We start from the raw sequence: 13,384 nt of genomic DNA, 5'->3' as shown, positions 1-13,384 counted from the left end.
CGACGGGATGGGCGGGATGGGCGTGTTCCGCGTGAAGGCCGACGGGATGAATCTCGGCGCGATCATCGAGATGCTCGGCCACGACGGCACGCGCTCGCTGATGATTCAGAAGTTCATTCCCGAGATCAAGGCCGGCGACAAGCGGATCCTGCTGATCGCGGGCGAGCCCGTGCCGTATTCGCTCGCGCGGATTCCGCAGGGCAGCGAGGTGCGCGGCAATCTCGCCGCGGGCGGGCTCGGCGTCGCGCAGCCGCTGACTGCTCGCGATCGCGAGATCGCCGGGGCGCTCGGGCCCGTGCTCGCGTCGCGCGGGCTGCTGCTGGTCGGCCTCGATGCGATCGGCGACTGGCTGACCGAGGTGAACGTCACGAGTCCGACCTGCTTCCGCGAGATCATGGAGCAGACGGGCTTCGACGTCGCCGCGATGTTCGTCGACGCGCTGGAGCGTGCGGCCGCGTAGGCCGCCTTCCCGCGCAACCCCGGCGGCGGCCGCGCAGGTCCCCCGTCGCCGGAGCAGCTTGACCGGCCTGCTACAATGCCCGCTTGCCCGGTGCCGAGATCGGCGCACCGAAGGCCCGGCGGTCGGGCCGAAACTGTTGCAAGGCTGAACATGAAACGTTCCCCACACTCGCTACGCTTTTTGCCCCGCCGCGGGGTGTCGGCCCGCCAGGGGCGGCCGGGAGCGATCTGACATGGCCGGGATCCTGATCATCGCGCACGCACCGCTCGCCACCGCGCTGCGGGACTGCATCGCGCACATCTACGGCGGCGTGCCCGCGCGCATCGGCTGTATCGACGTGATGGCGGACAGCGATCCGACCCAGGTGATGGCGTTCGCGCACGCGGAGCTCGCGCGGCTCAAGGAAGAGAACGGCGTGGTCGTGCTGACCGACATGTATGGCGCGACGCCCGCGAACATCGCGGGCCAGCTCGCGAAGATCGACAACGTGCGCGTGCTGGCCGGCGTGAACCTGCCGATGCTCGTGCGGGCCGTCTGCTATCGCACCGTGCCGCTCGACAAGCTCGTCGACAAGGCGCTGTCCGGCGGCGCGAAGGGCGTCCACGAAGTGGCGACCGGCACGCCGCCGCCGCCGACGGAAGCCGGCTGCGGCCAGTGCGCGCCGATTCCGCCCGAACCGCAACCGCGCACCGAATCGCACTGATCACCGCGTTTTTCGTTTTAGACAGCACCGCCGGCGCGCGCCGCCGGCGGTCCCGACCGACCCGACCGAGAATCATGCTTCAACAAGAAACCACCATCGTCAATAAATTGGGGCTCCATGCGCGCGCATCGGCCAAGCTTACGCAACTGGCCGGCAATTTCCAGTCGGAAGTCTGGATGACACGCAACGGGCGCAAGATCAATGCGAAGAGCATCATGGGCGTGATGATGCTGGCGGCGGGCATCGGCAGCACCGTGACGATCGAGACCGAAGGGGCCGACGAACGGGAAGCGATGGACGCGCTGCTGAAGCTGATCGCCGACAAGTTCGGCGAAGGCCAGTGATCGTCACGCGGGATCGTTGCCGTTTCCAGTCAGGATGCCGCGGATTTCGCGGCATTTTTTTCGTCGAAAGCATTGATGCGGAATGCGCAATGCTGCGCTGCATGCAGTCAGCAGGGGGTCGCGGAATTTATAATCGCTAACCGGGGTCATAAGCGCATCGCAGCAGTGTGCCGCGGCTTTACTTGTACAGAGGAGGTGCGCGTGTCCTTCACGCTGCAAGGCATTCCCGTCTCACGAGGTATCGCGATCGGGCGAGCGTATCTGATCGCGCCGGCGGCGCTCGACGTCGCCCATTACCTGATCGAGGCGAACCAGACCGACGCCGAAGTCGAGCGTTTCCGCACGGCGCTCGAAGTCGTGCATTACGAACTCGAAGCGCTGCGCGCCGACCTGACCGACGACACCCCGAGCGAAGTGGGCGCGTTCATCGACGTCCACATGATGATCCTGAGCGACGCGATGCTCGTGCAGGAAACCATCGATCTGATCCGCACGCGCCGCTACAACGTCGAGTGGGCGCTGACCGAGCAGCTCGAATTGCTCACGCGCCACTTCGACGACATCGAGGACGAATACCTGCGCGAGCGCAAGGCCGACATCGAACAGGTGGTCGAGCGCGTGCTGAAGGCGCTCGCCGGTGCGCCGTCGGCGTCGCAGGCGCTCGACCGCGCGGCCGCGAACGGCACCAACGAGATGATCGTCGTCGCGCACGACATCGCGCCGGCCGACATGATGCAGTTCAAGACGCAGTCGTTCCAGGCGTTCGTCACCGACCTCGGCGGGCGCACGTCGCACACGGCGATCGTCGCGCGCAGCCTCGGCATTCCGGCCGCGGTCGGCGTGCAGCACGCGAGCGCGCTGATCCGCCAGGACGACCTGATCATCGTCGACGGCGACCAGGGCATCGTGATCGTCGATCCGGCGCCGATCGTCCTCGAGGAATACTCGTACCGCCAGTCCGAGAAGCTGCTCGAGCAACGCAAGCTGCAGCGTCTGAAATTCTCGCCGACGCAAACGTTGTGCGGCACCAAGATCGACCTGTACGCGAACATCGAGCTGCCCGACGATGCGAAGGCGGCCGTCGAGGCCGGCGCGGTCGGCGTCGGCCTGTTCCGCTCCGAGTTCCTGTTCATGCATCAGAAGGAGATGCCGGAAGAGGAGGAGCAGTTCGCCGCATACAAGCGGGCCGTCGAGTGGATGAAGGGCATGCCGGTGACGATCCGCACGATCGACGTCGGCGCGGACAAGCCGCTCGAGGCGCTCGACGAGGGCTACGAGACGGCGCCGAACCCGGCGCTCGGCCTGCGCGCGATCCGCTGGAGCCTGTCCGAGCCGCAGATGTTCCTCACGCAGTTGCGCGCGATCCTGCGGGCGTCCGCGTTCGGCCAGGTAAAGATCCTGATCCCGATGCTCGCGCACGCGCAGGAGATCGACCAGACGCTCGACCTGATCCGCGAGGCGAAGCGCCAGCTCGACGACGCGGGGCTCGCATACGATCCGAACGTGCGCCTCGGCGCGATGATCGAGATTCCGGCCGCGGCGATCGCGCTGCCGCTGTTCCTGAAGCGGTTCGATTTCCTGTCGATCGGCACGAACGACCTGATCCAGTACACGCTCGCGATCGATCGCGCCGACAACGCGGTCGCACACCTGTACGATCCGCTGCATCCGGCCGTGCTGCACCTGATCTCCTATACGTTGCGCGAAGCGAAGCGCGCGGGCGTGTCCGTGTCGGTGTGCGGCGAGATGGCGGGCGATCCGGCGCTCACGCGCCTGTTGCTCGGGATGGGGCTCACCGAGTTCTCGATGCACCCGAGCCAGCTGCTCGTCGTGAAGCAGGAGATCCTGCGCGCGCACCTGAAGGCGCTCGAGAAACCGACGGCCGACGTGCTCGCCGCGTTCGAGCCGGAGGAAGTGCAGGCGGCGCTGAAGCGCCTGTCGGTCGCCGAGCCGCGTGCGGACGCGGCCGCCTAGGTCGCTTAGGCCGCGCAGGCGCCCGAGTCGTCCGCTGACTGCCGTGAAGTGTCATGCATGCGCCGCCCGGCGCATGCGTTCGACGCGCGTCAGTGCCGGCCCCCGCACACGGGGCAGTCGGCCTGGCGCGCGATTTTCATCGTCGTCCATTCCATCCGCAGCGAATCGAGCATCATCAGCCGCCCGTTGAGCGTCGTGCCGATTTCGCCGATCACGCGCAGCGCTTCGGCGGCCTGCATCGCGCCGATGATCCCGACCGTCGGCGCGAACACGCCCATCGTCGCGCACGCGACTTCCTCGAACGGCTGGTCTTCCGGAAACACGCACGCGTAGCAGGGTGCAGCCGCATCGCGGAAATCGAACGTGCTGATCTGGCCGTCGAAGCGCAGCGCGGCGCCCGACACGAGCGGCACGCCGTGCGCGACGCACGCGCGGTTGATCGCGTGCCGCGTCGCGAAGTTGTCGGTGCAGTCGAGCACGACGGTCGCGCGCGGCACGTGCGCGTCGAGCCACGCGTCGTCGACGCGCTCCGCGACCGCGTTCACCTTCACCTCGGGATTCAGTTGCGCGAGCGTGTCACGCCCCGATTCGACCTTGCTGCGACCGACCGACGACGTCACGTGCAGGATCTGCCGCTGCAGGTTCGTGAGGTCGACCGTATCGGCGTCGACGAGCGTGATCGTGCCGACTCCCGATGCCGCGAGGTACATCGCGGCGGGCGAGCCGAGGCCGCCCGCGCCGACGACGATCGCGTGCGCATCGAGAAAGCGCTGCTGCGCCTCGATGCCGATTTCGTCGACGAGGATGTGGCGGGAGTAGCGGAGGAGTTGATCGTCGTTCATGGGGAGATCGGGCGAAGCATGCCGCGGGCGGCGGCGCGGACGTATCTGCGTATTCTAGTGCAGTGTTCGGCGCTAATCGGCACTGACGTGCTGCGCCTTCGCGCCCGTGGCTGCGTTGCAAATCCTCGCGATGCCACTGGGCATCGCTGCGGTTTGCGCCTTGCCACGAGCACGAATCCGCTGGCACATCAGCACCGCTTAGCACCGAACACTACACTAGGCGCACATGAAAAACGGGCCATCGCGGTCTTCCCGCGATGGCCCGTCGGATGCCGGCCGGCGCTTACTTCGGCGCCGACGCGGGCTTCGGTGCGGACGCCGGCTTCGCGCTTGCGGCCGATGCCTTCGGGGCCGCGGCAGCCTTGCCGGCCGGGCTCTTCGTCGTGCTCTCGGCGAGCAGCGACTTCGATGCCTGGACGGGCTTGCCTTCGAGCTTGTTGAGCGCCTGCTGCATCATGAAATCGTCGGTGCTGCCGAACTCGATCGGCTTGCGATCGCGATCCTTCTGGCGTTGCTCCGGCGTCTTCTTGTCGTTCTGCTCCTCGAGGACGCGCAGTTGATCCATCCTGCGCTGCTCGCGCTCTTCCTGTTCCTTCTTCTCGTTCGGATCCTGCGTGTTCGCGAGGTGGTTCGTGTAGTCGACCTCGCGCGTCACGAGCACGTCGTCCGGATCGCCGTCCGCGTACTGATCGACCGGCACGTCGGGCGTGATGCCCTTGTTCTGGATCGAGCGGCCGCTCGGCGTGTAGTAGTACGCGGTCGTCAGGCGCAGCGCGGTGTCGGCCGTCATCGGGCGGACCGTCTGCACCGAGCCCTTGCCGAACGTCGTCTTGCCCATGATCTGCGCGCGCTTCGAATCCTGCAGCGCGCCGGCGACGATTTCCGACGCGGACGCCGAATACGCGTTCGTCAGCACGATCATCGGCACGGTCTTGAAGACGGGCGGCAGGTTCTTCAGCGGATCGCCGTCGAAGGACGGCAGGCGATAGTTGTCGTACGTATCGCGGTAGACCTGCTTCGAATCGGGGATCTGGCCGTTCGTCGACACGACGACGGAGTCGGGCGGCAGGAACGCGCCGGCAACGCCGACCGCGCTCTGCAGCAGGCCGCCGCCGTTGTTGCGCAGATCGAGGACCAGGCCCTTCAGGTTCGGCTGCTGGCGCGCGATGTCCTGCAGCTTCGCGGCGAGATCGGGCGTCGTGCGCTCCTGGAAGCTCGTGATGCGGATGTATGCATAGCCGGGGTCGAGCATCTTCATCTTCACGCTCTGGACCCTGATGATCGCGCGCGTGACCGTGACCGGGAACGTGCGGTCGTCGCTCTTGCGGAAGATCGTCAGCGTGACCTTGGTGCCCGGCTCGCCGCGCATCTGCTTGACGGCCTTGTCGAGTGTCATGCCGCGCACCGGCTTGTCGTTGATGCGCGTGATCAGGTCGCCCGGACGGATGCCGGCGCGGAATGCGGGGGTGTCCTCGATCGGCGAGATCACCTTGACGAGGCCGTCTTCCTGCGAGATCTCGATGCCGAGACCCGCGAAGCGGCCCTTCGTCTGCTCCTGCAGTTCGTCATAGTCGGTCTTGTCGAGGAACGACGAGTGCGGGTCGAGGCTCGACACCATGCCCTTGATCGCCGCCGTCAGCAGCTTCTTGTCGTCGACCGGCTCGACGTACTCGCGCTTGATCTGGCCGAATACTTCCGCGAACAGGCGGAGCTGGTCGAGGGGAAGCGGCGCCGTGGCGGTCTGCTCGGCCGACGCGGAAATCTGCAGCGTGGCGAACACGCCCGTGGCGAGGCCCGCGGCAATCAGGCCGATGTTCTTCAATTTCATTCGCATAGAGAGTCTGGTGCGGTCGGGAAGCGCGTGGCGGTAGCGGGGATATAGCGAACAAGTATAACTGTTCGTCCGATAACTCAGTGGAACGCCGCGAAAAGCCGAGAAAAGGGCCCCGGAGAAGGCCCGGCGGGGCGCCGCCGGACGCGCTGCGGGTTCGAAAGCGGATTCGACAGCGGCGGGGCCGCGAAGGTTCGCGCGGCGTGCCGGGCCTGCCGGACACGCCGCGCCGGACGCGGCCCGCCCGGTGCGACGGACGTCAGCCCGCCTTGCCCTGCTTCGCGACGGCGGCTTGCGCCTGCGCGATCGCGCCCTGGTCGCCGAGGTAATAGTGCTTGATCGGCTTCAGGTTCTCGTCGAGTTCATACACGAGCGGCACGCCGTTCGGGATGTTCAGGCCGACGATGTCGCTGTCCGAGATGCCGTCGAGGTACTTGATCAGTGCGCGCAGCGAGTTGCCGTGCGCGGCGATCAGCACCTGCTTGCCGGCGCGGACCGCCGGCGCGATCGACTCGTTCCACAGCGGCAGCACGCGCGCGACCGTGTCCTTCAGGCACTCGGTGAGCGGCAACTGCTCGCGCGGCACCTTCGCGTAGCGCGGGTCGTTGAACGGCGCGCGCTCGTCGGTCGGCTCGAGTGCGGGCGGCGGCGTGTCGTAGCTGCGGCGCCAGACGAGCACCTGGTCGTCGCCGAACTTCGCGGCCGTTTCCGCCTTGTTCAGCCCCGACAACGCGCCGTAGTGGCGCTCGTTCAGGCGCCACGAGTGGACGACCGGCAGGTACATGAGGTCCATCCGGTCCTGCACGTGCCACAGCGTGCGGATCGCGCGCTTGAGCACCGACGTGTACGCGATGTCGAACGTGTAGCCAGCCTCGCTGAGCAATTCGCCGGCCTGGTAGGCCTCGTTGCGACCCTGTTCGGTCAGGTCGACGTCGACCCAGCCGGTGAAGCGGTTTTCCTTGTTCCACGTCGATTCGCCGTGGCGGATGAGAACGAGTTTGTACATGGATCTTGCGGTCGGTAGTGAAGGAAGCGGTGCGCGTCGCGCGGCACCCGACCCGGGCCCGCCATCGCGCAAGGCGGTTATTTTATAATGGCAGGATTGTCCTCATCCGATTTCTCTTTTTCCGGCGGAATTCCGTGACGTTCTTTACCAATTACACGAACCTGGCCCTCATCGCGATCCTGCTGGTATCCGGCGGCCTGCTGGCGTGGCCCGCCCTGCGCCGCGGCCGCGGCGGCCTGTCGGCCGCGGAGGCCACCCAACTCATCAACCGCCGCAATGCGGTCGTGATCGACGTGCGCGCCGCGGCCGATTTCGCCGCCGGCCACCTGCCGTCGGCGCGTCAGCTCGCGGCGGGCGAGATCGGCGCGAAGATCGCGCAGGTCGCGAAGAACAAGAGCACGCCGGTACTGCTCGTCTGCCAGAATGGCCAGCAGTCGCAGAAGGCGGCGCGCGAGGTCGAGGCGGCGGGCTACGCCGAGGTGCACGTGCTCGAGGGCGGCGTGGCCGCCTGGCAGCAGGCCGGGATGCCGGTCGTCAAACAGGGAGTGGCGAAGTGAACAAGGTTTTGATGTACAGCACGCAGGTGTGTCCGTATTGCATGCAGGCCGAGCGCCTGCTGAAGCTGCGCGGTGTCGAGCAGATCGAAAAGGTGCTGATCGACCGCGATTCGGCGCGCCGCGAGGAAATGATGACGCGCACGGGGCGCCGCACGGTGCCGCAGATCTATATCGGCGACACGCACGTCGGCGGTTACGACGATCTGTCGAAGCTCGACCGCGAAGGCGGGCTCGCACCGCTTCTGCAAGCGGCCTGATTAGGGCAGAATGGCCGCCGGCCGCGCCGCGGCTTGGGCGCGCAGGAATCATCCGTGGCGGCCGGCGAGAAGCCGGGCCGCTCCGTCACCACTTTTAGGGAAACACCATGTCCGACGTCGAAAACCAACCGTTCTTCAACATCCAGCGCGTCTACCTGAAGGATATGTCGCTCGAGCAGCCGAATTCGCCGGCTATCTTCCTCGAGCAGGACATGCCGTCGGTTGAAGTCGAAGTCGACGTCAAGGCCGACCGCCTCGCGGAAAGCGTGTTCGAAATCGTCGTGTCGGGTACCGTCACGGCGAAGGTGAAGGACAAGGTCGCGTTCCTGATCGAGGCGAAGCAGGCCGGCATTTTCGACATTCGCAACATTCCGGACGAACAGCTCGACCCGCTCGTCGGCATCGCTTGCCCGACGATCCTGTTCCCGTACCTGCGCTCGAACATCGCCGACGCGATCACGCGCGCGGGCTTCCCGCCGATCCACCTGGCGGAAATCAACTTCCAGGCGCTGTACGAGCAGCGTCTCGCGCAGCTTCAGCAGCAGGCCGGCGCCGCAGGCGCACCGAACGGCACGACGCTGAACTGACGTTTCACACGGACCGGTGCTGGGTATGAAAGTAGCCGTTCTCGGCGCCGGTGCCTGGGGCACCGCGCTCGCGGGCCATCTGGCCGCGCGGCACGATACGCTTCTGTGGGCGCGCGACGCCGCGCTCATCGCCGGGCTGCAGGCCCGGCACGAAAATTCCCGCTATCTGGACGGCATCGCGCTGCCTGACGCATTGCGCTACGACGCCGATCTCGGCGCCGCGCTCGCGCATGGCGCCGCGGACGACGCGCTGTGCGTGATCGCCGCGCCCGTGGCCGGGCTGCGCACGCTGTGCCACGCGATGCACGACGCAGGCTGCGTGCCCGCGCATATTGTCTGGGTCTGCAAGGGCTTCGAGGCCGACACGCATCTGCTGCCGCATCAGGTGATCGCGGCCGAGCTGCCCGAACAGCGCAGCAACGGCGTGCTGTCGGGGCCGAGCTTTGCGCGCGAGGTCGGACAGTCGCTGCCCGTCGCGCTGACGGTGGCGAGCGCGTCCGCCGAATGCCGCGAGCGCACGCTCGCCGCGTTCCATCACGGCGCGATGCGGATCTACACGGGCGACGACGTGGTCGGCGTCGAAGTTGGCGGCGCCGTGAAGAACGTGCTCGCGATCGCGACCGGCATTTCCGACGGCCTCGGCCTCGGGCTGAACGCGCGCGCCGCGCTGATCACGCGCGGCCTTGCCGAAATGTCGCGGCTCGGCGTCGCGCTCGGCGGCCGCGCGGAAACCTTCACGGGCCTCACGGGCCTCGGCGACCTGATCCTCACCGCGACGGGCGACCTGTCGCGCAACCGCACGGTCGGCCTGCAACTGGCGGCCGGCCGCACGCTGAACGACATCCTCGGTGCGCTCGGCCACGTGGCCGAAGGCGTGCGCTGCGCGCAGGCCGTGCTGGCGATCGCGCACGCGCAATCGATCGAGATGCCGATCACCGAAGCCGTGTGCGGTGTGCTGTTCGACGGTATCGCGCCGCGCGACGCCGTCAGCGGCCTGCTGCGGCGCGACGCGCGCGCCGAGTAGCGCGGACAGGCGCCGCCGCCGGCGCGGCCGCATCAAGCGCGCGGCGCCAAAGCGCACTACGCTTGAACAGTCTCCGGCGTTTCGGGAGGTTGTCATGCTGCAGATCCATTCCACCACGCTCGACGCGCAACTCGTTGACATCACGACGCTCGATGTCGACGCGGTCGTCAACGCCGCGAACGGTTCGCTGCTCGGCGGGGGCGGCGTCGACGGCGCGATTCACCGCGCGGCCGGCCCCGGCCTGCTCGCCGAGTGCCGCACGCTCGGCGGCTGCGATACGGGAGACGCGAAGCTCACGCGCGGCCACGGGCTGCCGGCGCGCTACGTGATCCATGCGGTCGGCCCGGTATGGCACGGCGGCGATCGTGGCGAGCCCGACCTGCTCGCATCGTGCTACCGACGCGCGATCGAGCTGGCCGAGGAGGTGGCCGCGACATCGATTGCGTTTCCGGCGATCAGTTGCGGGATCTATCGTTATCCGGCTGGCGAGGCCGTTGAAATCGCAGTCGGCACCGTCGTCGAAATGCTGCCGCAGGCGCCGAGCCTCGCACGCGTGGTGTTCGCGTGCTTTTCCCCCGACATCCACGACCTGTATCGCGCGCGGCTCGCGCGGGCCTGACGCGGCCCGCGCAGCGCACGCATCATGCGCCGCCTTCGAAGCCGGCCTGGCGCCACGCCTCGAATACGACCACCGCGACCGTGTTCGACAGGTTCAGGCTGCGGTTGTCCGGCCGCATCGGCAGGCGCACGCGCTGTTCGTTCGGGAAGCGTTCGAGCAGCGCGGCGGGCAGGCCGCGCGTCTCCGAGCCGAACACGAACCAGTCGCCCGGCAGGAACGCATGATCGTGGAAGCGGCCCGAGCCGCGCGTCGTGAACGCGAACATCCGCGCGGGATCGGGCGATTCAGTCGCGACGAACGCGTCCCAGTCGCGGTGCACGCGCATTTGCGCATATTCGTGATAGTCGAGGCCGGCGCGGCGCATCCGTGCGTCGTCGAGCGGAAAGCCGAGCGGCTCGATCAGGTGCAGGTGCGCGCCGGTGTTGGCGCACAGGCGGATCACGTTGCCGGTGTTCGGCGGGATTTCGGGAGCGACGAGGACGACGTTGAACATGTTTCGGTTTGGCTGGGCCGGCCGGGGCGGAGCAACGCGCGCTCGTTCCCGGCCGGCCGGTTCGTGACGGCCGCGGCCGCGTGCAGGCGGCCGGCCTCTCTATTTAATTAATCCCTGGCGGTGCGCAGCGCAACCAGATTCGTCACGCGCGCGGCGCCCGCCGCCTTCAGTGCGTGCGCGGCGGCCTCGAGCGTCGCGCCGGACGTCATCACATCGTCGACGAGCGCGACGTGGCGGCCGGCGACGTCGCCCGCCACCGCGAACGCCGCCATCACGTTGTCGCGCCGTGCGCGCAGGGCGAGCCGCGACTGCGGCGCGGTGTCGGCGACGCGCGTAAGCAGCGCCGCGTCCGCATGCACGCCGAGCCGGCGCGCGAGCGGCCGCGCGATCGCCCATGCCTGGTTGTAGCCGCGCACGACGAGCCGCCGGTGCGACAGCGGCACCGGCGCGACCACGTCGAAGCCGCCGGTGCCGCGCGTATCGTCGACCAGCCGGGCGAGCCGGGCCGCGAATTCGGCGCCGAGCGCGAGCCGCGCATGAAACTTCAGGCCGCGTGCGAGCCCGTCGAGCGGCGCGCGGTAATCCGCGAGCGCGAGCGTCGCTTCGAACGGCGGCGGTGCCGTGCGGCACGCGTCGCACCGGTACGCGTCTGCGCGGCCGGCGCCGCCGTGCCCGCCGCGGAGCGGGCGCGAACGCGGTTGCCCGACACCCAGCGGCAGCGCGCAGACATCGCAGCGCAGCCGCGCTTCATTCCAGTACGCGGCGTCGCAGGCAACGCAAATCACGGCGTGTGACAAATTGCCGCACAGTGCGCAGCGATTCGGCAGCGCGACCGCGGCGACGCGCGCAGCCAGCACGCGAACCTGCGACAAAACGACGCGCATCGTGTGCGGAGCGGAACTGCGGATCATCGCGAACACTCCTGGCGGCCCCGCCTCGATGAAGCCTGCGGGGCGAGCGAGTATACTTCGGGCTCTTCGCCAGTGTGCCCGACATGTCCCCAGCTTCGACTTCAACCGGCCGTCCGGCCAATGACGCCAGGCGCCTGCGGCGGATCTTCGATCGCCGTGCCGCCACGTTCGACGCGGTCGCGTTCCTGCCGCGCGAGATCGCGCAGCGAATGAACGAGCGCCTCGAATACATCAAGGTGAGCCCCACGGCCGTGCTCGATGCGGGCTGCGGCCCGGGCGACGATCTTCCGGCGCTGCGCGCGCGCTTTCCGGAGGCGCCCGTATTCGGCGTCGACCTGTCCGGCGCGATGCTCGCGCGGGCCGGTCAACGCGAGGTCGAGCAGACGAACTGGCGCCGCTGGCTGCCGGCCTCGCTCGGCCGGGCGCTGGGCCAGCGCGGCCCGCGCGTCGCGCAGGCCGACTTCGCCGCGCTGCCGTTTTCGGGCGGCGCGTTCGACCTGATCTGGTCGAATCTCGCGCTCCACTGGCATTCGCGCCCCGACGCGGTGCTGCCCGAATGGCAGCGCGTGCTGCGCGTGAACGGGCTGCTGATGTTCAGCACGCTCGGCCCCGACACGCTGCGCGAGCTGCGCGCGGCCTGCGCGGACGCCGAAGCGGCGCTCGGCATCGTGCCGCCCGCCGCGCGCGTGATCGATTTCGTCGACATGCACGATCTCGGCGACATGCTCGTCGAGAGCGGCTTCGAGATTCCCGTGATGGATCAGGAAGTGCTCACCGTCACGTACAAATCCCCCGACTCCCTGCTGGCCGACGTGCGCCGCTGGGGCGCCTATCCGTTCGAGCGGGCGGCGCCGCAGCACGCGACGCGGCGCTTTCGCGCGGCGCTCGGCGATGCGCTGGAAGCGCGCCGGCGTGCGGACGGCACGATTGCGCTGACCTTCGAGGTGATCTACGGCCACGCATGGAAGGCCGTGCCGCGCACGACCGCCGAAGGGCATGGGATCGTGCGCATCGAGGACATCGGAAAGGGGCGTCCGAAGAATCGGTAAAGCGGTAAAGAGGGGTTTTGTTATGTCTGAAATTAGCGGCGCAAAGCGGGGTCGAGTTGGCGGCAAAAATGGCCGGAAAGCTTGTCGCGCTTGGCTTGGCGGGCGATAGGCGCTTGCTTGTGGATGCCATTGAACCCGCCTATAATGCGTCAGCTTGTCGTCCCGGGGTCCCCGCAATACGGGGCGACGAGTCCGATGCAGGCATGCATCGCATGCCATTCGCGTGAGGCGGCGATGGAAGCAGCGAGGGTTTTGGCGGAGACGACGAACGGCGAGCCGGTCCTCGAAGACTGGCTCATGAAACGCAACTGTTCGGCGTCGCCACGCCAGTTCGTGCTGTTTTACGTGTCGCTCGCAGGCTTCTCGCTGGTGATCGCGACGTTGCTGATGTGGCGGGGGGCTTGGCTCGTCATGCCCTTCACCGGAATCGAGTTGCTGGCGGTGGGTGTCGCATTCGCGATCTATGCTCGCCATGCGGTCGATTACGAACGCATCAGGCTGTTTCCGCACCGGCTCGTGATCGAGCGGATGGATGCGGAGCGGCTCACGCAGATCGAATTCAACCCGCGCTGGGTGCGGGTCGAGCCGGGCGCGACGCCACGCGATCCGATTCGGCTGGTATCGCGCGGGCAGACCGTCGTAATCGGGCAGCATCTCGCGCAGTACAAGCGTGCGCAGTTCGCCGACGAACTGCGCGTGTCGCTCAGGCGCTGCGGCTGACGAGGCG

Annotated in this window: 15 protein-coding genes and 1 pseudogene; 11 read left to right on the top strand and 5 right to left on the bottom strand. The window is 67.9% G+C overall.

Features of this window, described 5'->3' with window-relative positions; genetic code table 11:
* The 4 genes and pseudogenes from GD429_RS30450 to ptsP form a co-directional block, all read left to right on the top strand.
* A pseudogene (locus GD429_RS30450) lies at positions 1-460 on the top strand (glutathione synthase); the annotation flags it as partial.
* Positions 461-692: 232 nt separating this feature from the next.
* Positions 693-1,163: a PTS sugar transporter subunit IIA gene (locus tag GD429_RS30445; RefSeq protein ID WP_048247076.1), complete on the top strand. Its 471-nt coding sequence runs from the start codon at positions 693-695 to the stop codon at positions 1,161-1,163.
* A 74-nt stretch (positions 1,164-1,237) separates the two neighbouring features.
* On the top strand, positions 1,238-1,507 hold the full coding sequence (locus tag GD429_RS30440; protein ID WP_072437289.1) for an HPr family phosphocarrier protein: 270 nt from the start codon (positions 1,238-1,240) through the stop codon (positions 1,505-1,507).
* 201 nt (positions 1,508-1,708) lie between these two features.
* Complete coding sequence (ptsP, locus tag GD429_RS30435; RefSeq protein ID WP_175919441.1) at positions 1,709-3,481, top strand: phosphoenolpyruvate--protein phosphotransferase; 1,773 nt, start codon at positions 1,709-1,711, stop codon at positions 3,479-3,481.
* An 89-nt stretch (positions 3,482-3,570) separates the two neighbouring features.
* On the opposite strand, the gene GD429_RS30430 is transcribed toward ptsP, so the two are convergent.
* The 3 genes from GD429_RS30430 to gpmA all read right to left on the bottom strand — a co-directional run bounded on the left by GD429_RS30430 (position 3,571) and on the right by gpmA (position 7,160).
* Positions 3,571-4,323 (bottom strand): HesA/MoeB/ThiF family protein, encoded by a 753-nt coding sequence (locus GD429_RS30430; RefSeq protein ID WP_152862613.1) that lies wholly within the window; start codon positions 4,321-4,323, stop codon positions 3,571-3,573.
* A gap of 283 nt (positions 4,324-4,606) precedes the next feature.
* Positions 4,607-6,157 (bottom strand): S41 family peptidase, encoded by a 1,551-nt coding sequence (locus GD429_RS30425; RefSeq protein ID WP_152862611.1) that lies wholly within the window; start codon positions 6,155-6,157, stop codon positions 4,607-4,609.
* Positions 6,158-6,413: 256 nt separating this feature from the next.
* Positions 6,414-7,160, bottom strand: coding sequence for a 2,3-diphosphoglycerate-dependent phosphoglycerate mutase (gene gpmA, locus GD429_RS30420; protein ID WP_152862609.1), 747 nt, complete (start codon positions 7,158-7,160; stop codon positions 6,414-6,416).
* 134 nt (positions 7,161-7,294) lie between these two features.
* Here gpmA and GD429_RS30415 point away from each other — a divergent pair, with 134 nt between their 5' ends.
* The 5 genes from GD429_RS30415 to GD429_RS30395 all read left to right on the top strand — a co-directional run bounded on the left by GD429_RS30415 (position 7,295) and on the right by GD429_RS30395 (position 10,204).
* Positions 7,295-7,717 carry a rhodanese-like domain-containing protein gene (locus tag GD429_RS30415; RefSeq protein WP_321574990.1) on the top strand — a complete coding sequence of 141 codons (423 nt, stop codon included), beginning with the start codon at positions 7,295-7,297 and terminating at the stop codon, positions 7,715-7,717.
* Complete coding sequence (gene grxC, locus GD429_RS30410; RefSeq protein ID WP_321574989.1) at positions 7,714-7,974, top strand: glutaredoxin 3; 261 nt, start codon at positions 7,714-7,716, stop codon at positions 7,972-7,974. Before GD429_RS30415 ends, grxC begins: the two co-directional genes overlap by 4 nt.
* Positions 7,975-8,081: 107 nt before the next feature.
* On the top strand, positions 8,082-8,561 hold the full coding sequence (gene secB / locus GD429_RS30405; protein WP_152862608.1) for a protein-export chaperone SecB: 480 nt from the start codon (positions 8,082-8,084) through the stop codon (positions 8,559-8,561).
* Between the two features lie 25 nt (positions 8,562-8,586).
* Positions 8,587-9,585: an NAD(P)H-dependent glycerol-3-phosphate dehydrogenase gene (locus GD429_RS30400; protein WP_152862606.1), complete on the top strand. Its 999-nt coding sequence runs from the start codon at positions 8,587-8,589 to the stop codon at positions 9,583-9,585.
* Positions 9,586-9,679: 94 nt separating this feature from the next.
* A complete protein-coding gene (locus tag GD429_RS30395) occupies positions 9,680-10,204 on the top strand; it encodes an O-acetyl-ADP-ribose deacetylase (protein WP_152862604.1) in 525 nt (174 codons plus the stop codon).
* Between the two features lie 22 nt (positions 10,205-10,226).
* On the opposite strand, the gene trmL is transcribed toward GD429_RS30395, so the two are convergent.
* Positions 10,227-10,697: a tRNA (uridine(34)/cytosine(34)/5-carboxymethylaminomethyluridine(34)-2'-O)-methyltransferase TrmL gene (gene trmL / locus GD429_RS30390; RefSeq protein ID WP_152862602.1), complete on the bottom strand. Its 471-nt coding sequence runs from the start codon at positions 10,695-10,697 to the stop codon at positions 10,227-10,229.
* A 107-nt stretch (positions 10,698-10,804) separates the two neighbouring features.
* Entirely contained in the window at positions 10,805-11,608 is an 804-nt protein-coding gene (locus GD429_RS30385; RefSeq protein WP_152862600.1) for a ComF family protein, read from the bottom strand.
* Between the two features lie 83 nt (positions 11,609-11,691).
* Between GD429_RS30385 and GD429_RS30380 the strand changes: the two genes are divergently transcribed.
* Both GD429_RS30380 and GD429_RS30375 read left to right on the top strand, forming a co-directional pair.
* On the top strand, positions 11,692-12,657 hold the full coding sequence (locus GD429_RS30380) for a methyltransferase domain-containing protein (RefSeq protein WP_152862598.1): 966 nt from the start codon (positions 11,692-11,694) through the stop codon (positions 12,655-12,657).
* A gap of 195 nt (positions 12,658-12,852) precedes the next feature.
* The gene (locus tag GD429_RS30375; RefSeq protein ID WP_152862623.1) at positions 12,853-13,377 is read left to right on the top strand and encodes a DUF2244 domain-containing protein; all 525 of its coding nucleotides are present in this window, start codon (positions 12,853-12,855) and stop codon (positions 13,375-13,377) included.
* Positions 13,378-13,384: the final 7 nt, after the last annotated feature.

It is taken from the genome of Burkholderia sp. BE17, from assembly GCF_009362305.1.
GTDB classification, from domain to species: Bacteria; Pseudomonadota; Gammaproteobacteria; order Burkholderiales; family Burkholderiaceae; genus Burkholderia; species Burkholderia pyrrocinia_C.
The sequence above is the reverse complement of the archived record's forward strand: the minus strand, read 5'-3'. Positions and strand labels throughout refer to the sequence as shown.